Genomic DNA, 19,439 nt, shown 5'->3' on the forward strand with positions numbered 1-19,439 from the left:
CGGCCGGTGACCGCTCAGCCCGCCCGCTCGATCTCCGCCGCGTCGAACAGGTCGTACGCGCGCGGGTGCGGACCCTCGTCGTGGCAGTGCCAGGCGTCCCAGAACAGGTCGGCGCGCAGCGCGTCGTCCGGGGCGTACACGCGATACACGTACTGCCTGCCGTCGATCGCGGGCAGGGCCACGAGCCAGCACCTGCGGTCCATGTCTGTGACGGACGAGAGCCGAGGGGGTCGTGGTTGCGCGCGGGTGCGGGACAAGGCGGCGTGCGTGCTTCGGGGGGCAAAGGTGCGATCTCATCCTTGAGGAGGAGGAGTCGCTCATCCGTGCCCAACTTGTGTCGGACCCGGGAATGCTCCCCACCGGGGATGCCCCCGTGCATCGTGGCTGATGAGGTGGGGTACGTGCATAGCCCTACCCCGTCGGACGCCACCGCGCACGGCCACACAAAGGAAGAAGAAGGTGACGCGCCGCTCAGTGATGAGCTGGCCCTGGTCGTCGCCGGAGCCCGAAGACGAGCGGTGCGGGACGGGGACGGCCGGATCGACACCGCGCATCTGCTGCACTCGCTCCTCGAAGCCGATCCCGAGGTGCGCGCAGCCTTCGCCGACAAGGGGCAGGTCGCACGGCTGCTCGGCTATCTCGTGCAGCGCAGCATCGGTTACGGGCTGCAGTGGCAGGGCGCTGTGGAGGACTCCGGCGCCGTCCCCCTCGTCCGGGGCGCCCCCGGCTGGTCGCCCGCCGCCGCCGCCGCGATGGAGGCCGGTGCCGAGCGGGCCGCGGTCCGCGGGGATGCGCGAGCCCGCGGTGTGGACGTCCTGGCGGCGCTCGCGGCGGACGGGGAGTGCCGCGCGGTCGAGGTGCTCGGCCGGGCCGGCGTGGACGTGGCGCGGCTGCGGCAGCGCCTGAACTGACCGCCGCAGGACGAAGGGGCCGCGGTCCGTCCTGTGAGACAGGGGTCATCGGGGATGAAGGTCCTGACCTGCCCTGTCATGATGTGCCGGTGCACGGGTCAGAGGGGTCTCAAGGGAGTCAGGGGAGTCGGGGAACCAGTGGGCGCGGCTTCGGGCTGGGACTCGCCCTGGTCTCCGCGCTCGCGTTCGGCGGGTCGGGCGTCGCGGCCAAACCGCTGATCGAAGCGGGACTCGACTCCCTCTCTGTGGTGTGGCTGCGCGTCGCGGGCGCCGCCCTCGTCATGCTGCCCCTCGCCTGGCGGCACCGCGCGCTGGTGCGCCGCAGGCCCCTGCTGCTCCTCGGGTTCGGGCTGCTCGCCGTCGCCGGCGTGCAGGCCTGCTACTTCGCGGCGATCTCCCGCATCCCCGTCGGCGTGGCCCTGCTCGTCGAGTACCTGGCACCCGCCCTGGTCCTCGGCTGGGTCCGCTTCATCCAGCACAAGCCCGTGACCAGGGCCGCCGCGCTCGGCGTCGTGCTGGCCGTCGGCGGGCTCGCGTGCGTCGTCGAGGTGTGGTCGGGGCTCAGCTTCGACGCGCTCGGACTGCTCCTCGCGCTCGGCGCCGCCTGTTGTCAGGTCGGGTACTTCGTCCTGTCCGACCAGGGCAGCGACGCGGGCGCCTCCGGCGGCGAGGTGCCCGATCCGTTCGGCGTCATCGCGTACGGGCTGCTGATCGGCGCCGTCGTGCTCACCGTCATCGCCCGCCCATGGGGCATGGACTGGTCGGTGCTCGCGGGCGACGCCACCATGAACGGCACCGCCGTCCCCGCCTGGCTGCTGCTGTGCTGGATCGTGCTGCTCGCCACCGTCGTCGCGTACCTCACCGGCGTGGTGTCCGTACGGCGGCTCTCGCCGCAGGTGGCCGGCGTCGTGGCCTGTCTGGAGGCGGTCATCGCGACCGTCCTCGCCTGGGTCCTGCTCGGCGAGCACCTGTCGGCGCCGCAGCTGTTCGGTGGCGCGGTGGTGCTGGTCGGCGCGTTCATCGCGCAGTCGTCGAAGGCGCCGACGCGGCCGCCGGAGCCCCCAGCCGAACCGGCGGAAACCGCGTTGTCCCGGTCGGGCGGCGCGGTCTAGGGTGCCGATCATGCATGCACACGCGCTCGTTCTGCCGCCACCGGTCGGCTAGGGCCTGTCCGGCCGCTCGGCCGGACCCGGGCACGTTCGGTGATCCGCCGCCCACGAGACCTGCACCTATAGGTGCAGGTCCGCAGGGTGCTGCCTGATCCACCGGACCGCCCGTGGGCGGGCGTCGATCCCTCCGGACCGGACGGATCCGTCTGTCGGGCCCTGGCGCCGGCGGCCGCCCTCTCGAACGCAGCTCTCGACCCGGGGCGCGGCCGCCCGCGCAGGACGGTCCGTGTCCCCGGTCCTCGCTGCGGCGGGACCCTTTCCGTGGAGATCCACGTGTCGAATGCCGTTTCGGCCGGCTCAGCCGTGCCGTGTTCCGCTGTCCGTTCCGCGCCTCAACTGCCCGTCGCGCGCGGCTTGTTGTATCTCGTCGTCGCCGGTGTCGCCTGGGGCACGGCGGGCGCCGCCGCCTCCGTCGTGTTCCGGCAGAGCGACCTGGGCCCCGCCGCCCTGTCGTTCTGGCGGTGCGCCGGCGGCCTCGTCCTGCTCGCGGCAGCCCGGGTGCTGCGGCGCAGGCCCGCTGTCGCACCGGCCGAACCGCTGGGCCGCAAGGCCGTCCGGCTCGTCGTGCTCGGCCTGTGCCTGGCCTTGTTCCAGACCGCCTACTTCGCCGCCGTGGGGATGACCGGCCTTGCCGTCGCCACCGTCGTCACGCTCGGCGCGGGCCCGGTGCTCATCGCGCTCGGCGCCCGGCTGGCCCTGGGGGAGCGGATCGGCCGCGGCGGTGCGATCGCCGTCGCGGGCGCGCTCGGCGGGCTCGCGGTGCTGATCCTGGGCGGCGGAGGGGCGACGGTGCGGCCGCAGGGCGTGCTGTGGGCCCTCGCTTCCGCGGCCGGGTACGCCGTGATGACGCTGCTCACCCGGTGGTTCGGGCGCGCGGGCCGGTCCGGCGGCCAACTGGGCACGACCGTGGGCACGTTCGCGGTCGCCTCGCTCGTGCTGCTTCCTTTCGGCGCGGCCGAGGGCCTGGTCCCGCACACGGTTCAGCACCTGGAGGTCCTGGGCCTGCTGGCGTACACGGCGTCCGTGCCCACGGCGCTCGCCTACGCGCTGTACTTCGCGGGCGCGGCCGTCGTGCGCTCCGCCACGGTGTCCGTGATCATGCTGCTCGAACCGGTGGGCGCGGCCGTCATCGCCGTGACCCTGCTGGGGGAGCGGCTGACCGCGGCCACCGTCGCGGGTACGGCCCTGATGCTGGCCGCGGTCCTCGGTCTCGCCGTGTCGGAGACCCGCTCCGCCTCCGGATGAGCTGAGCCGTCACGCCTCCTGGCGTCGCCGCCGCTGTCCCGCGAGCGCGGCGGCGTCGCCGGGAGTGCCCCGCTCGCCGAGCCCCGCGGCGATCCGGTCCTGGACCTCCTCCGGTTTGTGCCCGGCGTACTTGAACTTGGCCCGCACGCCGGTCACTTCGAGCCGCAGGCCGCGGATGCCGGACAGCATCCGCCCGTACGGCGCCTCGCCCACCGCCACCGTCGCCGAGAGGCCGGGCGGCTGGAAGTGGCCCACCTGCCGGTTGAGCAGCGCGGACTTCTCCTCGGGGTCGTCCACGACATGGGCGGTGCAGCGGAGCTGGACGGCGGTGTACACGCTGGTCGGCGTCCCGTGCTCGGCGGGGGCGCCGGGCAGCGCCTGCCACGGGCCGGGTACGAACGCGTAGTCGTCGACGACGCTGAGCAGCACCTCGGGGCAGGCGTCGAGGGCGGGCCAGACCGGGTTGGGGCGGGCGAGGTGGGCGACGGCCTCGCCGAACTCGCCGCCCGCCGACGGGTCGTACGCGAAGTGCATCGGCTGGACGAAGGGCGGCTCACCGGGCAGTCCGTTGACCGCGAGCTGCCCGAAGTCGTGGGCGGCGAGCCACTGTTGCCACTCGGCGGCATCCCGGGCCGCGTCCCAGGGGTGGATCAGCATCACAGGTCCCGCAGGTACGCGGGCACCTCGATGCCGGCGGCGAGGTCGTCGGCCGGGACGAGCGGGCCGTAGCCCTGCCGGAGGGGGACGACGCCCGTCCAGTGCGGCAGGTCCAGGTCCTCCGGCTCGTCGTTCGGGCCGCCGGTGCGCAGCTTCGCCGACACCTCGGCGAGGTCGAGGCTGAGCACGGCGGTCGCGGCGAGCTCCTTGGCGTTGGCCGGGCGCGAGTCGGCTGCCCGGCCCGGCACCACGTGGTCGACGAGCGCGTCCAGGGCGAGCCGCTTCTCCTCCGGGTCCGTGACCGGGTGCGCGGTGCCGTGGATCACCACGGAGCGGTAGTTGATGGAGTGGTGGAAGGCGGAGCGGGCCAGTACCAGTCCGTCGACATGCGTCACGGTCAGGCACACCGGCAGGCCGGGGTCCCGCTGTCCCGCCATGCGCAACGGCCGCGATCCCGTGGACCCGTGCACGTAGAGGCGCTCGCCGACGCGGCCGTACAGCGTGGGCAGCACGACCGGGGCGCCGTCGCGCACGAAGCCGAGATGGCAGACGTACGCCTCGTCGAGTATCGAGTGGACCTGGGCGCGGTCGTAGGCGGCACGCTCCTTGGAGCGGGTCGGCACCGTGCGCTCCGTGGGGGCGTAGGCGGCGGCTGTCGGCTCGGGGGCCACACTCATGTTGCGAACTCCATTGCACTAGTGCAAACTGCTGTTTGTGCTAGAAGAGTATCGGATCAGTGGGCGGCGCGCGGTCGAGATTTCCGCGAGCGTCGAGCGTGCGGTGGCCGACGGCGACCTGGAACCGGGTCAACTCCTGCCGCCGATGCGGGAGTTGGCCCAGCACCTGGGCGTGAACCCCAATACGGTCGCGGCCGCGTACCGCACTCTGCGTGAGCGCGGGGTCATCGAGACCGCGGGGCGCCGGGGCAGCCGGGTGCGCCCGAAGCCGGCCACGACCGCGCGCGAGCACATCCGGGTGGACGTGCCGCAGGGCGTGCGGGACGTGTCCGACGGGAACCCGGACACCGCGCTGCTGCCCTCGCTCGCCGCGGCCTTCGGCGCCGCGGCCGCCGCCGGGGACCGCGAGCCGGTGCTCTACGGGGACGACCCCCTGGAGCCGGAGCTGGTGCGCCGGGCGCGGGCCGATCTCGACGCCGACGGGGTCCCCGATGGGCCGGTGGCCGTCGCGTCCGGGTCGCTGGACGCGATCGAGCGCGTGCTCGCCGCGCACCTCAAGGCGGGGGACGCGGTCGCCGTCGAGGACCCCGGATGGGGCAGCATGCTCGACCTGGTGCCCGCTCTCGGGCTGCGCCTCGTGCCGGTCGGCGTGGACGACGACGGGCCGCTGCCCGCCGACGTCGAGCGGGCGCTGCGGGAAGGGGCGCGGGCCCTCGTGGTGACCGATCGCGCCCAGAATCCGACCGGCGCCGCGGTGGGCGCGGCGCGCGCGAAGGCCCTGCGCACGGTGCTCGCGGCCCACCGCGACGTGCTGCTCATCGAGGACGACCACGGGCACGGCATCGTCGACCTGCCGCTGCACCCGCTGGCCGGAACCACCCAGCACTGGGCGTTCGTCCGCTCCGTCGCCAAGGCCTACGGGCCCGATCTGCGGCTCGCGGTGCTCACCGGCGACGCCGTCACCGTGGACCGGGTGCGCGGCCGCCAGCGCCTGGGGCCCGGCTGGATCAGCCGCATCGTGCAGCGGGCGGTCGCCGGGCTGTGGGCGGCCGGCGCCGTGGACGCGCGGGCGGTCGCGGCCTCGTACGGGAAGCGGCGCGACGCGCTGATCGCGGCGCTCGCCGAGCGGGGGATCGAGGCCCACGGGCGCAGCGGCATGAACGTGTGGATCCCGGTGCCCGACGAGACCGGCGCGGTGGCGCGGCTGCTGCACGCGGGATGGGCGGTCGCGCCGGGCGCCCGGTTCCGGATGCACGCGGGGCCGGGCGTGCGGATCACCGTGTCCCGGCTGACCGTCGAGGAGATCGAGGCCGTGGCGGACACGGTGGCGGCGGCGGTCGGGCCCGCGCCGACGCGGTCCTACGCCTGACGCGGGCCGGGCCGTTCAGGCCTTGGCGCGGGCCCGGGACCGGGTGAGCGCGGCACCCGCCAGGACGATCACCGCGCCGACCGGGGTCGACCAGCTCAGCGACTCGCCGAGTACGGCGACGCCCGCGGCGGTCGCGATGACCGGGATGAAGTACGTGACCATCTGCGCGGTCGTCGGGCCGACCTCGGCGACCAGCCCGTACTGGATGAGGACCGCGAGGCCGGTGCCGAGCGCTCCGAGGGTGACGATCGACAGGAGCGGGACGACCGCGAAGTGGCTCGGCCAGGACGTGAACAGCGGTGTGACGACGGCCAGTTGGACTGTGGCGATGAGCAGCTGGGCGCCGGTCATCGACAGGTGGGAGTTGCCGGTGTGCGCGAGCGTGCGGCGGAGGTGGATCCAGCCGACCGGGTAGCTGAGCGAGGCGAGCAGCGCCATCACCGTGCCCGTCACGTCCAGGCCGTGGAAGCCCTGCCAGACACCGAGGACCGTCAGGACACCCAGGAAGCCGATGCCCAGGCCCGCGACCCGGCGCCGGGTCGGACGGTCCTCCGACAGCGCGACCAGGGACAGCGCCATGCCCCACAGCGGCGACGTCGCGTTGCAGATGCCGGCCAGCGTCGAGGGGATCGTCTCCTCGGCGAAGGCGAACAGGGAGAACGGCAGCGCGTTCAGCAGAAACGCGGCGACCGCCAGATGCCCCCAGGTGCGGGCGCCGCGCGGCAGCCGCTCCCGCTTCACGGCCATCGCCGCGACGAGCACCAGCGTGCCGAAGAACAGCCGCCCGAGCGTCACCTGGAACGGGGCGTATCCGTCCGTGCCCACTTTGATGAGCAGGAAGCTGAAGCCCCAGATGAGGGAGAGCGCGCCGAAGCGGATGCGCCAGTCGAGAGCGCGGCGAGTGGGGGCGGGGTTCGCGGGGGTCGCCGCGGTGCGGGCGGCGGTGACGGTGCTCATGGACGTAAGGATCGCGCCCGCCGTCTCCTTAGCACAAGCGAGACTTTATGCGCGGTATCGCTTAGCATCGCTTACATGTTGAACTTGGAGCGGCTGCGGGTGCTCGACGCGCTCGCCCGGCACGGATCGGTGAGCGGCGCCGCCGACGCGCTGCACGTCACGACCTCGGCCGTCTCGCAGCAGATGACGAAGCTGGAGCGCGAGGTCGGCCAGCAGCTGCTCGCCAAGCACGGGCGCGGGGTGCGCCTGACCGATGCGGGGCGGCTGCTCGCCGACCACTCCGCACGCATCCTGTCCCAGGTCGAGCTGGCCCAGTCCGACCTTGAGGCGCAGCGCGGGCAGGTGGTGGGCGAGCTGCGCCTGTCCGCGTTCCCCACCGCCGCCCGGGGGCTGTTCCCCGCGGCGTTCGCCGCACTGCGCGCGGCGCATCCGCAACTGCGCGTTCGCTCCCAGGAGCTGGAGCCCGAGGCCGGTGTCGCCGGAGTGCTCCGTGGCGACCTCGACATGGCGATCGTGCTCGACTGGCACAACAAGCCGATGGCGCTGCCCGACGGTCTGGCCAAGGCGAGCATCCTCGACGACCCGGCGGACATCGCGATGCCCGAAGGACACCCGCTCGCGGGCCGCGCCGAGGTCGGTCTGGAGGACTTCGCCGACGACGAATGGATCACCTGGGGCGAGGGTGAGTTCTGCCACGAGTGGCTGCTGTTCACGCTGCGCGCCAAGGGGGTCGAGCCCCAGGTCGGTCACCGCGCGGCCGAGACGCACACCCAACTCGGTCTCGTCTCCGCCGGGTTGGGCGTGTGCGTGGCGCCGCTGCTCGGCCGCGACCCGATGCCTCGGGGTGTGGTGACCGTGCCCGTGCGGCAGCAGGTGCGGCGCCATGTGTACGTGGTGTGGCGGGCGGACGCCGACCGCCGGCCCTCTATCCGGGCGGCGGTGGAGGCACTGCGGAAGGTGGGGGCCGACCTGGGGCGATCGGCCGACCGTGGAAGGGGCTGAAGCAACCCCGCACTCCTAAAGATCCGCCAGCTTGCGGAAGTCCCATGAGGCGATCTTGTCCGGGGTCAGCCGGGCCCAGGCGTGCCGACCGTCGTGGAACATCTCGTCCATCTCGAAGTTTTTCCGCGCGAACAGCCGCTCCGGCGCGCCGAGTTCGGGGCACGGCTCACCCGTGCGCGGGGATTCGCCGACGAATTCGATGCGCCCGGACAACTCGACGCCGCGCAGTTCGCCGTACCCCTCGCCCGCGTCGACCGCCACGGCCACCCGTCCGTCGGCCCGCAGGTCGGCCCAGCGGCGGCTGCGGGCAAGGGAGTAGAACCACATCGACGTCCCGTCCCACACGAACCACAGCGGGCTGACGTGCGGGGTGCCGTCCGCCGACACCGTGGCCACCCGGCAGGTGCGCTGCTCGGTGAGGAACGTGTCCAGCTCCTGCGAGGTCATCATGATCTTCCGACCCCGGCGCTGGGTGCCGGTCATGGGCGCTCCCCCTCCATCGACTGACGGTGTGTCAGGAATGCAGCATGCGGCCTCTTCCGTCCACGCGCAATGGTGGCTAGTCTCCAGCACCCCGGAGGGGCCGGACGTACAGGTACAGGGGGAACCATGGCGACGCGAGAGAACCTGGCCGAGCTGCTCGACCCGGCGAGCACCGTGCTGCTGACCGTCGAGTGCCAACAGGGTGTCGTCGGCACCGAGAGCGCCCTGCCGGAACTCGCCCAGGAGGCACGGTCGTCGGGCGCGCTGGTCAACGTGGCGCGGCTCGTCGCCGCCGCCCATGAGAGCGGCGTCCAGGTGGTGCACGCCGTCGCCGAGCGACGCCCCGACGGTCGCGGCGCCAACCGCAACGGCCGCCTCTTCCGCGCCGCCGAACGTCTCCCCGTACAGCAGCTGTCGGGCTCCACGGCCGTCCGGATCGCGCCGCCGATCGAGGTCGCCGACGAGGACCTCGTCGTCCGGCGCCTGCACGGGCTGTCGCCCCTCGCGGGGACCGACGTCGACCCGCTCCTGCGCAACCTCGGCTGCCGCACGCTCATCGTCACCGGCGTCTCCGCCAACGTGGCGATCCCGAACGCGGTGTTCGACGCGGTGAACCTCGGCTACACCGTCGTCGTCCCCAAGGACGCGATCGCGGGGGTGCCCTCCGACTACACCCCCGCGATGATCTGCAACACCCTCGCCCTCGTCGCCACCGTCACGGCGACACCGGACGTGCTGGCCGCGTGGAAGCGGCCTAGGCGAGGCTGATCGAATCGCCGCTGACCGTGATCTTCTTCTCGGCCAGCGGCCGCGTGGCCGGCGGATTCGTGACGCTGCCGTCCTCGATGGAGAACTTGCTGCCGTGGCACGGGCAGTCGATGGTGCCGCCCTCGACCTTGGTCACCGCGCAGCCCTGGTGCGTGCAGGTGCTCGTGAACCCCTTGAACTCCCCCTTCTTCGGCTGTGTCACCACGACACCCGCGTCCGCGAAGATCTTGCCGCCGCCCTCCGGGATGTCCGAGGTCCTGGCGAGCTCCTCGCTCCCGCCGCCGCCCGCCGACGCGGCGTTGCCCGCCGGTTCGGACGCGCCGTCCTTCGAGTCGCCGCACGCGGTCAGCACGGCGGCGATCCCCGCGGCGCCGACCGCCGCGACGACGGTGCGGCGGGCGGGCGCCGGGCCCAGGGCTGCGGTCTCCTGCGAAGCGGTCATGTTCTCGGTTCCTTTCGATGGGCGGACCTGGATCCCGTGGGGGTACTTTCCCGTACGTGCCGTGATCCCGGAGCGTTCAACGTCTCGCCGATCTCATAACCTGGGCGCATGCTCACCGAAGTCACGGCGACCCGCTATGTCACCCCATTGAGGGAGGGCGGATCGCTCCCCGGCCTGGTCGAGGCCGATGATCTGATCTCGTACGTCATGAAGTTCAGCGGCGCGGGCCAGGGCCGCAAGACGCTTGTCGCCGAGGTGATCTGCGGGCAGCTGGCGCGGCGGCTCGGCTTCCGGGTGCCGGAGCTCGTCGCTCTCGGCCTCGACCCGGTCATCGGGCTCGGCGAACCCGACCCGGAGGTGCAGGAGCTGCTCAAGGCGAGCGGCGGCACCAACCTCGGGATGCGGTTCCTGCCGCGCGCACTCGGCTTCGACCCGCTCGCGTACACCGTCGACCCGCGGGAAGCGGGCCGGGTCGTCTGGTTCGACGCGCTGATCAACAACGTCGACCGTTCCTGGCGCAACCCCAACATGCTGGTCCACGGCGGCGATCTGTGGCTCATCGACCACGGCGCCAGCATGATCTGGCACCACAACTGGCGCGGCGCACCCGCCTGGGCGGCCAGGCCGTACGACGCCACCGACCACGCCCTCGCCCCGTTCGGGCCCGACATCGCCGCGGCCGCCGCCGCACTCGCGCCGCGCGTCACCGAGGAACTCCTCGCGGGGGCGGCCGCCGACGTGCCCGACGTGTGGCTCGCGGACGAGCCGGGGTTCGACAGCCCCGACGCGGTGCGGCGCGCGTACGTCGAGACGCTGGCGGAGCGCGCCGCGACCGTCCACGAGCGCATCGAACTGCCGGCGACCGGCGCGACCTCGGTCGCGCGAACGACCGGCTGGGTGACACAAGGAGCAGCCGGATGAACGAGCGTGACGTCTTCGAGTACGCGCTGCTGCGGGTCGTGCCGCGCGTCGAGCGCGGCGAGCAGATCAACGCGGGCGTGGTCGTCTACTGCCGCGCCAAGTCCTTCGTCACCGCGCTCACTCACCTGGACGAGGCCCGGCTCCTGGCCCTCGACCCCGAGGCCGACGTGGTGGGCGTACGCGCGCTGCTGGGCGCCGTCGAGCGGCACTGCCGGGGCGGCGAGAGCGCGGGGCAGGCCGCGGCCGACGACGCGGGCCGGCGCTACCGGTGGCTGATCGCGCCCCGCTCGACGGTGGTGCAGCCGGGGCCCGTGCACACCGGCCTGACAGCGGATCCGGCGGCCGAGGCGGAGCGGCTTCTCACCCTTCTGGTGCGCTGAGTGATCAGGGGCACGGGGTGGGTACGTTGACACCGGGTGCCAGGGCTTCTAGCGTCACCCGCACAGGGTACTAAGCGGTCGCTCACCCGTTCCGGGCGGCGCGACCGCCCTCTAGGGCGAGGAGACCGAGAGCATGTCCACCACTGAGCAGCGCGTAGCGATCGTCACGGGAGCGGCGCGCGGCATCGGCGCCGCCACCGCGATCCGTCTGGCCGAAGAGGGCCGCGCCGTCGCCGTGATCGACCTCGACGAGGCCGCCTGCAAGGACACCGTCGAGAAGATCACCGCCGCCGGTGGCAAGGCGCTCGCCGTCGGCTGCGACGTCTCCGACGAGGCGCAGGTCGACGCCGCCGTCGCGCGCATCGCCGAGGAGCTCGGCGCGCCGACCATCCTCGTCAACAACGCGGGCGTGCTCCGCGACAACCTGCTGTTCAAGATGAGCGCCCTGGACTGGGACACCGTCATGAACGTGCACCTGCGCGGTGCGTTCCTGATGTCCAAGGCCGTCCAGAAGCACATGGTGGACGCCAAGTTCGGCCGCGTCGTGAACCTCTCCTCGTCGTCGGCGCTCGGCAACCGCGGCCAGGTCAACTACGCCGCCGCCAAGGCCGGTCTCCAGGGCTTCACCAAGACGCTCGCAAAGGAGCTCGGCAAGTTCGGCGTCACCGCCAACTCCGTGGCCCCCGGCTTCATCGTCACCGAGATGACCAAGGCCACCGCCGACCGTGTCGGCATGGGCTTCGAGGAGTTCCAGGCGGCCGCCGCCACGCAGATCCCGGTGGCCCGCGTGGGCCGCCCCGAGGACATCGCCAACGCCATCGCCTTCTTCACGGGCGACGCGGCCGGCTTCGTCTCCGGTCAGGTCATGTACGTCGCCGGCGGACCGCTCAACTAAGCCCGGAGGCAACGGACATGACCACTTCTGAACTCCCGCCCCTGTCCGGCAGGGTCGCCCTCGTCAGCGGCGCCAGCCGGGGCATCGGCTACGGCATCGCCGAGGCCTTCGTCGCCCGCGGCGACCGCGTCTGCATCACGGGACGCGGCGAGGACGCGCTCAAGGAGGCCGTGGAGGCTCTCGGCTCCGACCGCGTCATCCACGTAGCCGGGAAGGCCCACGACGAGGCGCACCAGGCCGCCGCCGTCGACCGCACCATGGAGGCGTTCGGCCGCGTCGACTTCCTCGTCAACAACGCCGGTACGAACCCGGTGTTCGGCCCGATGGCCGAGCTCGACCTGAACGTGGCCCGAAAGGTCTTCGAGACGAACGTCGTCTCCGCGCTCGGCTTCGCGCAGCGGACATGGAAGGCGTGGCAGAGCGAGAACGGCGGCGCGATCGTCAACATCGCCTCCGTGGCCGGTGTGTCGGCCTCGCCCTTCATCGGCGCGTACGGCATGAGCAAGGCGGCCATGGTCAACCTCACGCTCCAGCTGGCGCACGAGTTCGCGCCGAAGGTGCGGGTCAACTCGATCGCCCCGGCGGTCGTGAAGACCAAGTTCGCGCAGGCCCTGTACGAGGGCCGGGAGGCCGAGGCCGCGGCCGCCTACCCGCTGGGCCGGCTCGGCGTGCCCGAGGACATCGGCGGCGCCGCCGCGTTCCTCACCTCGCACCAGGCCGACTGGATCACCGGGCAGACGCTCGTCGTGGACGGCGGCATCTTCCTCAACGCGGGCGTCGCCTGACGTCCCGCGGGGCGAAATTGCGGGCGTCGCGTGACAACGCCTGACAAACGCCCTCGCGTCTCAAGTACCCCGTCGGAACACGTAGTTGAACCGGCGGGGTACTGCGATATGGTCTGCCGACTCTTGGCCTGGCCGATCGAGGAGCGTGCGCGTGTCCCTACGGTTGCTTGCCCCACGCACACTGGCAGTCGCCGCATCCGTCACCCTGCTCGCCGGGTGCGGACTAATGGAATCCGGCGACTCCGACGACGAGAAGCCGATCGTGGTGGGGACCACCAGCGCGCCGAGCACCCTCGACCCGGCGGCCTCCTGGGACGGCTCGTGGGAGCTGTTCCGCAACGTGTACCAGACCCTGGTCGCCTTCCCCTCGGGCGCCGCGGCACCGGAGGCCGACGCGGCCCGCTGCTCCTTCAAGGACACCACCAACCGCGTCTACCACTGCGAGCTGCGCGAGGACATGAAGTTCTCCGACGGGGACCCGGTCGACGCCGCGGCCGTGAAGTACTCGATCGACCGGATCCGCGCGATCGGCGTCAAGGGCGGCCCGAACGGCCTGCTCGGCAGCCTCGACCGGGTCGAGACCCGGGGCGACCGCGACGTGACGTTCCATCTGACCAAGCCGGACGCCACGTTCCCGTTCGTCCTCGCCACCCCCGCGATGTCCATCGTCGACCCGGGGGAGTACCCGGCCAAGGAACTGCGCGCGGACGGCAAGGTCACCGGCTCCGGCCCGTACGCGCTGCGGTCCTACACGGACGACACGAAAGCGGAACTGGTCGAGAACCCCCACTACAAGGGGTTCGCGGACCGCAAGAACGACGCCGTGACGATCCGCTACTTCACGACGTCGTCCGAGATGGTCGCCGCCCTGAAGTCCAAGGAGATCGACGCGACCTTCCGTGGTCTCGCCGCCGAGGACGTCGTGGATCTGCAGGGCAAGCACGACGCCACGGGTCTGCAGCTCGTCGAAGGTGCGGGCACCGAGATCAGCTACCTCGTGTTCAACCCGAAGGACCCCTGGGCGGGCAAGCGCGCCGTGCGCCGGGCCGTCGCCCAGGTCGTCGACCGCGGGGCCATCGCGCACAAGGTCTACAAGGACACCGTCGAACCGCTGTACTCCATGGTTCCCAGAGGCCTCGCGGGCCACACCACCGACTTCTTCGACGACTTCGGCGATCCCAGCCGGGCCAAGGCGGCCGAACTCCTCTCCGGGGCGGGCATCACCGCGCCGGTGCCGCTCACCCTCTGGTACACCACCGACCGCTACGGCTCGGCGACTGAACCCGAGTTCACCGAGATCAAGCGCCAGTTGGAGGCATCGAAACTGTTCACGGTGACCTTGAAGAGCAGGCCGTGGAAGACGTACGAGAAGGGGTACCGCGACGGCGAGTACCCGGTGTTCGGGCGCGGCTGGTTCCCGGACTTCCCGGACGCCGACAACTTCATCGCGCCCTTCGTGGGGCAGGACAACGCGGTGAGTACGCCGTACGTCTCGCCCGTGATCACCGACCAGTTGCTGCCGCAGTCGCGCGGCGAGAGCGACCGGGGCGCCGTGGTGCGGCAGTTCGAGCGCGCCCAGCAGATCATGGCGGACGACTCCCGGCTGCTGCCCCTGTGGCAGGGCAAGCAGTACATCGCGGCCAGCGAGGAGCTCTCCGGCGGCGAACGCGCCCTCGACCCGTCGACGATCATGATGATGTGGGAGCTGCAGCGCAAGACCAGCTGGTGAGGCCCGGGCCGCGCGGTGGTTCGAGGTGCCGGACCGTGATTGTCAGTGGGCGCCGGTAGGTTCGTGGGTGTCAGAAGCGGCTGTGCGGGTGGCGACGCGCGCGTGGCCGTGCAAGTGCCCGTACCCCGGAGGTTGTTCACGTGACCGACACCGCGATGCTGCCCGAGTCATGGCGCGGCGTCCTCGGCGAGGAGCTGCAGGAGCCCTACTTCAAGGAGCTCACCGAGTTCGTGGAGGAGGAGCGCGCGAAGGGCCCCGTCTACCCGCCGCGCGAGCAGGTCTTCGCCGCGCTCGACGCCACGCCGTACGACAAGGTGAAGGTGCTCGTCCTCGGACAGGACCCGTACCACGGGGAGGGGCAGGGGCACGGGCTGTGCTTCTCGGTGCGGCCCGGCGTGCGGACGCCGCCGTCGTTGCGCAACATCTACAAGGAGATGCAGTCCGAGCTGGGCACCCCGATCCCGGACAACGGGTATCTGATGCCGTGGGCCGAGCAGGGCGTCCTGCTGCTGAACGCGGTACTGACGGTGCGGGCCGGCGAGGCCAACTCGCACAAGGGCAAGGGCTGGGAGAAGTTCACGGACGCCGTGATCCGGTCCGTCGCCGACCGTCCCGATCCGGCGGTCTTCGTCCTGTGGGGCAACTACGCGCAGAAGAAGCTCCCGCTCATCGACACCGAGCGGCACATCGTCGTGAAGGGGGCGCACCCCTCGCCGCTGTCGGCGCGGAAGTTCTTCGGCTCGCAGCCGTTCACGCAGATCAACGAGGCCGTGGCGGCGCAGGGCCACGAGCCGATCGACTGGCGCATCCCGGATCTGGGCTGAGCCGCGCCTGACCTGGATTGTCGGTGGCGGCCGTTAGCGTCGGTAGCCGGGACCGGCGCCCGGCCGGTCGGAATCTTGGAGGAGCCAGTGGCCCAGCAGCGCGCGCAGGCGGCGGACGACGCCATGATGACCCGCATCGGGCAGGCGGTCATGCTGGCGCACGCCGGGGACCGCGAAGAGGCGCGGGACCGCTTCCTCGGTCTCTGGTCGGAGATCGGCGAGGACGGCGACCCGCTGCACCGCTGCACGCTCGCGCACTACATGGCCGACACCCAGGACGACCCGGCCGACGAGCTGGCCTGGGACCTGCGCGCCCTGTCCGCAGCCGACGGGCTCACCGGGGAGCGGCTCGCGGCACACGAGGAGTCCCTCGCGCTGCGGGCCCTGTATCCGTCGCTGCACCTGAATCTGGCGGCGGACTACGTGAAGTTGGGCCGCCCCGGAGCGGCCCGCAGCCATCTGGCACGGGCGTGGTCGGTGGTCGACGCCCTGGGTGACGACGGATACGGGGACGGGGTGCGCGCCGCCCTCACCCGGCTGGAACAGCGGGTGGCCGGACTGCCGGTCGAGGGTGACGACGGGGGCGGGGACGGCGGCCGCCCGGGCGGCGAGCCGCTGGGGCCGCCGCGCCGCAGCTCCTGACCGGGGTTTTCGTACGGGCGCGGGGTGGGGTCAACTGCCGTACGCGTTACGGCAGATCACGGACTGCGGGCTGTCCGGGTCCCAGCCGCCGTACTGCCGCCCGAGGGCGCAGACATCGGTCTGGGCGGGAGGCTTGGGCACGGAGCGCGGCGCCGGTTTCGGCGCGGCAGGGCGGGGTGCCGGCTTCGGCGGTGCCGCGCGGCGGGGCGGCGTCACCGCACGCTCGGGAGGCGGCGGCGGGGCCTCGGTGTGCGGGGCGGCGGGGGCGTGGCGCGGCGAGGGGCCGGTGCGCTTCAGGGCCTCCCGCACGGGCGCCTGGACCAGTGGCCGGTCGGCGTGGCCGTCGGGGCGGGGCGCCGGGGCGACGACGGACGGCGGCGGCGTGGCCGGTGCGGTCGGGGTGTGGACGCTCATGCATCCGGACGCGGTGGCGGCGGTGACGGCGGCGGCCGCCGTCACCAGGAGCGCGACTGAGCTGGGCTTTCTGGGCACCCGGGCAACTCTGCTGGACGCGACCGCGATGAGGGAACCGCAGCGGGCGAGGTTGCCCCGCACGGGTGACGGCGGATGCCTCGGGCTTGATGCCTCGCGCCCCGGTTTCTCAGGACTGGTCGATGCCCTGGGTGTCGAGCATGCCGTGCAGCAACTCCCCGTATCCCTTGCGCAGTTCCGCGAGGCTCGGCACAGCCGTGTGGAACGAGCCCGCCACGCACGAGAACATCATCCCCTCGGTCCACGCCACCAGCGACAGGGTGTGCCGTTCGGGGGTCCGCGACCCCGCGGCCCGCAGCAGCTCCGTCAGAGGGCGGCGGAACCGGCTGCCCGTCTCGTCGAAGAACACGCGCAGTTGGGGCCGGCGCGTCGCCTCCAACGCCAACTCGTAACGGCTGACCAGTAGTTGCGGGTTGCTCGTCAGATAGCGGTGCAGAGCGAGGGCCATGCCGTCGATCAGGGCGGGCAGGCCGCTCGCGGGTCCGGGCAGTTCGTCCACCGCGAGCACCTTTCCCTCCAGCACCGCGAGCCGTCGCACGGCCGCTTCGAGCAGGGCGAGCCGGGTGCGGGCGTGGTTGGACGTCGAGCCCTGCGGCAAGTGGGCGACTTCGTCCACCGCGCGGTGGGTCAGGCCGCGCATGCCGCGCTCGGCGAGCAGGACCAGGGCGGCGTCGGCGATCCGGTCGGGGCGGGAGGCCGCCGGGTCGTTCGCGGGGCGGGGCGCGGTGGCGCGGGACGTGGACATGGGGAACAACCTATCGCGGCAACTACAGGTGTAGTACGGTCATGGCATCGCTTCACTACAGGTGTAACGAAGCTGGCCCATGGGGAGGCATCAGGCGTCATGGCATCGGCCGAGGACACACGACCCGCACACGCTCCGGGACCCGCACCCGTATCCGCGAGGCGTACGCCGCAGACCGCGCCCAGGGCCGTCGTCGTCGGGGGCGGCATCGGCGGGCTCACCGCGGCCCTGGCGCTCCATCTGCGCGGCTGGCGGGTGACCGTACTGGAGCGGGCGCGCGAGCTGAAGCCCGTCGGGGCGGGCATCTCCCTCGCGCCGAACGCGCAGCGCGCCCTCGACGTCGTCGGACTCGGCGACGAGATCCGCTCGCTCGCCGCCTGGGAGGGCGACGGCGGCCTGCTCACCCCGAAGGGCCGCTGGCTGTCACGGGCCGATCCGGCCCGCGCGGCCGAGCGGTTCGGCGGATCCCTCGTCCTGCTGCACCGCGCGACCCTCGTCGACAAGCTCGCGGGACGGCTGCCCGCCGGCGTCGTGCGCACCGCGTCCGAAGCGCGTCTCGCCGACGCCGGTGACCCCGCCGAACCGAGCCGCCCCGCCCGGGTCGCCACCCCGGACGGAGACCTGGAGGCGGAATTGGTGGTCGGCGCCGACGGAATCCGGTCGGCGGTGCGCGGTGCCCTGTTCCCGGAACACCCCGGCGCCGCGTACGCCGGATTCACCACCTGGCGCGTCCTCGTACCGCCGCTGGACCACGCCTTCGTCGAGCACGAGACCTGGGGGCCCGGTCAGCTCTGGGGCACGCACCCCTTCGCCGACGGCACGGTCTACGCGTACGCCGCCGCGACGGTCCCCGCCGGAGAAGCCGCCGCGGACGGCGACGAGAGGGCGGAACTCCTGCGCCGGTACGGGAGTTGGCACGATCCGATCCCCGCCGTCCTCGACGCGGTCGAGCCCGGCCAGGTGCTGCGGAACGACGTGCACCACATCGCCGAACCGCTGCCCGCCTTCCACCGGGGCCGCGTCGCCCTCCTCGGCGACGCCGCGCACGCCATGGCCCCGACGCTCGGACAGGGCGGCAACCAGGCCATCGAGGACGCGGTCGTCCTCGCCCACCACGCGGCCCCGGACGCCCCGCCGGACCTGGCCGGTTACACCCGCGAGCGACAGCCGCGCACGGCGATGGTCGCGCGCCGGGCGAGGACGGTCAGCCGCGTGAGCATGCTCGGCAACCGGCCGGGCACCGCCCTGCGCGACGCGGCCGTCCGCGCCGTCGGCCTCGTCGGGCCCGCGCTGATGCTGCGCGGCATGGACGGCGTCGCGGACTGGCGGCCCCCGCAGGAACGGCCGTATATGTACACAGGCGAGCGGGTGTAGCCCCAGTTGCGGCCCCGTATGCTGCCCGAACGGACGGGGCAGGGCTATGGAGGAGTACAGGACGTGAAGGTCGGCTGCATCGGACTCGGGGACATCGCGCAGAAGGCGTACCTGCCCGTGCTCACCACGCGGGCCGGGGTGGAACTGCATCTGCAGACCCGTACGCCCGCGACTCTCGCGCGCGTCGCCGACCAGTTCCACCTCCCCGACGCGCAGCGCCACGCCGACCTGGACACGCTGCTCGCGCAGGGTCTCGACGCGGCCTTCGTGCACGCGCCGACCGCCGTGCACCCCGAGATCGTGACGCGGCTCCTGGAAGCGGGTGTCCCCACGTACGTCGACAAGCCCCTCGCCTACGAACTCGCCGACTCCGAGCGGCTTGTGAACCTGGCCGAGGAGCGGGGCGTCAGCCTGGCCGTCGGCTTCAACCGGCGTTACGCGCCCGGCTACGCGCAGTGCGTCGAGCACCCGCGCGAGCTGATCCTCCTGCAGAAGAACCGGGTCGGCCTGCCCGAGAAGCCGCGCCCGATGATCCTCGACGACTTCATCCACGTCGTCGACACCCTGCGCTTCCTCGTGCCCGGCACGGTCGACGACATCACGGTGCGCTCCCGCGTCGAGGACGGCCTGCTGCACCACGTCGTGCTGCAGCTCGCGGGCGACGGCTTCACCGCGCTCGGCGTCATGAACCGGCTCAGCGGCTCCTCCGAGGAGATCCTCGAAGTGTCGGGGCAGGACACCAAGCGGCAGGTGATCAACCTGGCCGACGTCGTCGACCACAAGGGCCAGCCGACCGTCCGCCGTCGCGGCGACTGGGTCCCGGTCGCCCGCCAGCGCGGTATCGAGCAGGTCGTGCTCGCCTTCCTCGACGCCGTACGGGAGGGCAGGACGCTCAGCGCCCGCGACGCCCTCGCCACGCACGAGCTGTGCGAGCGCGTCGTCCGCGAGGTGGCGCGCGGCACCGCCTGACTC

General features: G+C 72.6%; 23 protein-coding genes. 15 read left to right on the plus strand and 8 right to left on the minus strand.

Annotated features, from left to right (window positions below):
- Window positions 1-14: 14 nt before the first annotated feature.
- Window positions 15-203, minus strand: a complete 189-nt coding sequence (locus AB0J02_RS16055) for a hypothetical protein (protein ID WP_363194276.1) — start codon at window positions 201-203, stop codon at window positions 15-17.
- Window positions 204-401: 198 nt separating this feature from the next.
- Here AB0J02_RS16055 and AB0J02_RS16060 point away from each other — a divergent pair, with 198 nt between their 5' ends.
- The 3 genes from AB0J02_RS16060 (at window position 402) to AB0J02_RS16070 (ending at window position 3,325) form a co-directional block, all read left to right on the plus strand.
- A complete protein-coding gene (locus AB0J02_RS16060; RefSeq protein WP_363194277.1) occupies window positions 402-911 on the plus strand; it encodes a Clp protease N-terminal domain-containing protein in 510 nt (169 codons plus the stop codon).
- Window positions 912-994: 83 nt separating this feature from the next.
- On the plus strand, window positions 995-2,023 hold the full coding sequence (locus AB0J02_RS16065; RefSeq protein WP_363194278.1) for an EamA family transporter: 1,029 nt from the start codon (window positions 995-997) through the stop codon (window positions 2,021-2,023).
- Window positions 2,024-2,383: 360 nt separating this feature from the next.
- A complete protein-coding gene (locus tag AB0J02_RS16070; protein ID WP_363194550.1) occupies window positions 2,384-3,325 on the plus strand; it encodes an EamA family transporter in 942 nt (313 codons plus the stop codon).
- A gap of 9 nt (window positions 3,326-3,334) precedes the next feature.
- On the opposite strand, the gene AB0J02_RS16075 is transcribed toward AB0J02_RS16070, so the two are convergent.
- Both AB0J02_RS16075 and AB0J02_RS16080 read right to left on the minus strand, forming a co-directional pair.
- Entirely contained in the window at window positions 3,335-3,982 is a 648-nt protein-coding gene (locus AB0J02_RS16075) for an FMN-binding negative transcriptional regulator (protein ID WP_363194279.1), read from the minus strand.
- Window positions 3,982-4,659, minus strand: a complete 678-nt coding sequence (locus tag AB0J02_RS16080; RefSeq protein ID WP_363194280.1) for a pyridoxamine 5'-phosphate oxidase family protein — start codon at window positions 4,657-4,659, stop codon at window positions 3,982-3,984. The genes AB0J02_RS16075 and AB0J02_RS16080 overlap by 1 nt, the downstream gene beginning before the upstream one ends.
- 37 nt (window positions 4,660-4,696) lie before the next feature.
- Here AB0J02_RS16080 and AB0J02_RS16085 point away from each other — a divergent pair, with 37 nt between their 5' ends.
- The gene (locus AB0J02_RS16085; protein ID WP_363194281.1) at window positions 4,697-6,028 is read left to right on the plus strand and encodes an aminotransferase class I/II-fold pyridoxal phosphate-dependent enzyme; all 1,332 of its coding nucleotides are present in this window, start codon (window positions 4,697-4,699) and stop codon (window positions 6,026-6,028) included.
- Window positions 6,029-6,043: 15 nt separating this feature from the next.
- Here AB0J02_RS16085 and AB0J02_RS16090 read toward each other — a convergent pair whose 3' ends face one another.
- The gene (locus AB0J02_RS16090) at window positions 6,044-6,985 is read right to left on the minus strand and encodes a DMT family transporter (protein ID WP_363194282.1); all 942 of its coding nucleotides are present in this window, start codon (window positions 6,983-6,985) and stop codon (window positions 6,044-6,046) included.
- A gap of 75 nt (window positions 6,986-7,060) precedes the next feature.
- On the opposite strand from AB0J02_RS16090, the gene AB0J02_RS16095 reads away from it, so the two are divergent.
- Complete coding sequence (locus tag AB0J02_RS16095; protein ID WP_363194283.1) at window positions 7,061-7,987, plus strand: LysR family transcriptional regulator; 927 nt, start codon at window positions 7,061-7,063, stop codon at window positions 7,985-7,987.
- A 15-nt stretch (window positions 7,988-8,002) separates the two neighbouring features.
- On the opposite strand, the gene AB0J02_RS16100 is transcribed toward AB0J02_RS16095, so the two are convergent.
- Window positions 8,003-8,470 carry a pyridoxamine 5'-phosphate oxidase family protein gene (locus AB0J02_RS16100; RefSeq protein WP_363194284.1) on the minus strand — a complete coding sequence of 156 codons (468 nt, stop codon included), beginning with the start codon at window positions 8,468-8,470 and terminating at the stop codon, window positions 8,003-8,005.
- A gap of 126 nt (window positions 8,471-8,596) precedes the next feature.
- Here AB0J02_RS16100 and AB0J02_RS16105 point away from each other — a divergent pair, with 126 nt between their 5' ends.
- The gene (locus AB0J02_RS16105) at window positions 8,597-9,238 is read left to right on the plus strand and encodes a cysteine hydrolase (protein WP_363194285.1); all 642 of its coding nucleotides are present in this window, start codon (window positions 8,597-8,599) and stop codon (window positions 9,236-9,238) included.
- Here the strand turns inward: AB0J02_RS16105 and AB0J02_RS16110 are convergent.
- Entirely contained in the window at window positions 9,225-9,680 is a 456-nt protein-coding gene (locus AB0J02_RS16110) for a Rieske (2Fe-2S) protein (RefSeq protein ID WP_363194286.1), read from the minus strand. The two genes, AB0J02_RS16105 and AB0J02_RS16110, sit on opposite strands and share 14 nt — an antisense overlap.
- Window positions 9,681-9,788: 108 nt before the next feature.
- Between AB0J02_RS16110 and AB0J02_RS16115 the strand changes: the two genes are divergently transcribed.
- The 7 genes from AB0J02_RS16115 (at window position 9,789) to AB0J02_RS16145 (ending at window position 15,856) form a co-directional block, all read left to right on the plus strand.
- Window positions 9,789-10,601, plus strand: coding sequence for a HipA family kinase (locus AB0J02_RS16115; protein WP_363194287.1), 813 nt, complete (start codon window positions 9,789-9,791; stop codon window positions 10,599-10,601).
- Window positions 10,598-10,981, plus strand: a complete 384-nt coding sequence (locus tag AB0J02_RS16120; protein ID WP_363194288.1) for a DUF3037 domain-containing protein — start codon at window positions 10,598-10,600, stop codon at window positions 10,979-10,981. The genes AB0J02_RS16115 and AB0J02_RS16120 overlap by 4 nt, the downstream gene beginning before the upstream one ends.
- Window positions 10,982-11,114: 133 nt before the next feature.
- Complete coding sequence (gene fabG, locus AB0J02_RS16125; protein ID WP_363194289.1) at window positions 11,115-11,876, plus strand: 3-oxoacyl-ACP reductase FabG; 762 nt, start codon at window positions 11,115-11,117, stop codon at window positions 11,874-11,876.
- 17 nt (window positions 11,877-11,893) lie between these two features.
- Window positions 11,894-12,661 (plus strand): SDR family oxidoreductase, encoded by a 768-nt coding sequence (locus tag AB0J02_RS16130; protein WP_363194290.1) that lies wholly within the window; start codon window positions 11,894-11,896, stop codon window positions 12,659-12,661.
- Between the two features lie 226 nt (window positions 12,662-12,887).
- The gene (locus AB0J02_RS16135; RefSeq protein ID WP_363194551.1) at window positions 12,888-14,390 is read left to right on the plus strand and encodes an ABC transporter substrate-binding protein; all 1,503 of its coding nucleotides are present in this window, start codon (window positions 12,888-12,890) and stop codon (window positions 14,388-14,390) included.
- Window positions 14,391-14,530: 140 nt separating this feature from the next.
- Window positions 14,531-15,214: a uracil-DNA glycosylase gene (ung, locus tag AB0J02_RS16140; protein WP_363194291.1), complete on the plus strand. Its 684-nt coding sequence runs from the start codon at window positions 14,531-14,533 to the stop codon at window positions 15,212-15,214.
- Window positions 15,215-15,301: 87 nt separating this feature from the next.
- Window positions 15,302-15,856 (plus strand): hypothetical protein, encoded by a 555-nt coding sequence (locus tag AB0J02_RS16145; protein WP_363194292.1) that lies wholly within the window; start codon window positions 15,302-15,304, stop codon window positions 15,854-15,856.
- A 30-nt stretch (window positions 15,857-15,886) separates the two neighbouring features.
- Here AB0J02_RS16145 and AB0J02_RS16150 read toward each other — a convergent pair whose 3' ends face one another.
- Both AB0J02_RS16150 and AB0J02_RS16155 read right to left on the minus strand, forming a co-directional pair.
- Entirely contained in the window at window positions 15,887-16,348 is a 462-nt protein-coding gene (locus AB0J02_RS16150; RefSeq protein WP_363194293.1) for a hypothetical protein, read from the minus strand.
- A 109-nt stretch (window positions 16,349-16,457) separates the two neighbouring features.
- Complete coding sequence (locus AB0J02_RS16155; RefSeq protein WP_363194294.1) at window positions 16,458-17,093, minus strand: TetR/AcrR family transcriptional regulator; 636 nt, start codon at window positions 17,091-17,093, stop codon at window positions 16,458-16,460.
- Window positions 17,094-17,192: 99 nt separating this feature from the next.
- Here AB0J02_RS16155 and AB0J02_RS16160 point away from each other — a divergent pair, with 99 nt between their 5' ends.
- Both AB0J02_RS16160 and AB0J02_RS16165 read left to right on the plus strand, forming a co-directional pair.
- Window positions 17,193-18,467 carry an FAD-dependent monooxygenase gene (locus AB0J02_RS16160; protein ID WP_363194295.1) on the plus strand — a complete coding sequence of 425 codons (1,275 nt, stop codon included), beginning with the start codon at window positions 17,193-17,195 and terminating at the stop codon, window positions 18,465-18,467.
- Between the two features lie 63 nt (window positions 18,468-18,530).
- Window positions 18,531-19,436, plus strand: coding sequence for a Gfo/Idh/MocA family oxidoreductase (locus AB0J02_RS16165; RefSeq protein WP_363194296.1), 906 nt, complete (start codon window positions 18,531-18,533; stop codon window positions 19,434-19,436).
- Window positions 19,437-19,439: the final 3 nt, after the last annotated feature.

Origin of the sequence: Streptomyces sp. NPDC050264, assembly GCF_040655895.1 — a bacterium.
GTDB lineage: Bacteria > Actinomycetota > Actinomycetes > Streptomycetales > Streptomycetaceae > Streptomyces.

Excerpts from the sequence above, each read along its gene's own strand:
- AB0J02_RS16055 (WP_363194276.1), bottom strand. The coding sequence starts at position 203 with ATGGACCGCAGGTGCTGGCTCGTGGCCCTGCCCGCGATCGACGGCAGG.
- AB0J02_RS16075 (WP_363194279.1), bottom strand. The coding sequence starts at position 3,982 with ATGCTGATCCACCCCTGGGACGCGGCCCGGGATGCCGCCGAGTGGCAA.
- AB0J02_RS16080 (WP_363194280.1), bottom strand. The coding sequence starts at position 4,659 with ATGAGTGTGGCCCCCGAGCCGACAGCCGCCGCCTACGCCCCCACGGAG.
- AB0J02_RS16090 (WP_363194282.1), bottom strand. The coding sequence starts at position 6,985 with ATGAGCACCGTCACCGCCGCCCGCACCGCGGCGACCCCCGCGAACCCC.
- AB0J02_RS16095 (WP_363194283.1), top strand. The coding sequence starts at position 7,061 with ATGTTGAACTTGGAGCGGCTGCGGGTGCTCGACGCGCTCGCCCGGCAC.
- AB0J02_RS16100 (WP_363194284.1), bottom strand. The coding sequence starts at position 8,470 with ATGACCGGCACCCAGCGCCGGGGTCGGAAGATCATGATGACCTCGCAG.
- AB0J02_RS16105 (WP_363194285.1), top strand. The coding sequence starts at position 8,597 with ATGGCGACGCGAGAGAACCTGGCCGAGCTGCTCGACCCGGCGAGCACC.
- AB0J02_RS16110 (WP_363194286.1), bottom strand. The coding sequence starts at position 9,680 with ATGACCGCTTCGCAGGAGACCGCAGCCCTGGGCCCGGCGCCCGCCCGC.
- AB0J02_RS16115 (WP_363194287.1), top strand. The coding sequence starts at position 9,789 with ATGCTCACCGAAGTCACGGCGACCCGCTATGTCACCCCATTGAGGGAG.
- AB0J02_RS16120 (WP_363194288.1), top strand. The coding sequence starts at position 10,598 with ATGAACGAGCGTGACGTCTTCGAGTACGCGCTGCTGCGGGTCGTGCCG.
- fabG (WP_363194289.1), top strand. The coding sequence starts at position 11,115 with ATGTCCACCACTGAGCAGCGCGTAGCGATCGTCACGGGAGCGGCGCGC.
- AB0J02_RS16130 (WP_363194290.1), top strand. The coding sequence starts at position 11,894 with ATGACCACTTCTGAACTCCCGCCCCTGTCCGGCAGGGTCGCCCTCGTC.
- AB0J02_RS16135 (WP_363194551.1), top strand. The coding sequence starts at position 12,888 with ATGGAATCCGGCGACTCCGACGACGAGAAGCCGATCGTGGTGGGGACC.
- AB0J02_RS16155 (WP_363194294.1), bottom strand. The coding sequence starts at position 17,093 with ATGTCCACGTCCCGCGCCACCGCGCCCCGCCCCGCGAACGACCCGGCG.
- AB0J02_RS16160 (WP_363194295.1), top strand. The coding sequence starts at position 17,193 with ATGGCATCGGCCGAGGACACACGACCCGCACACGCTCCGGGACCCGCA.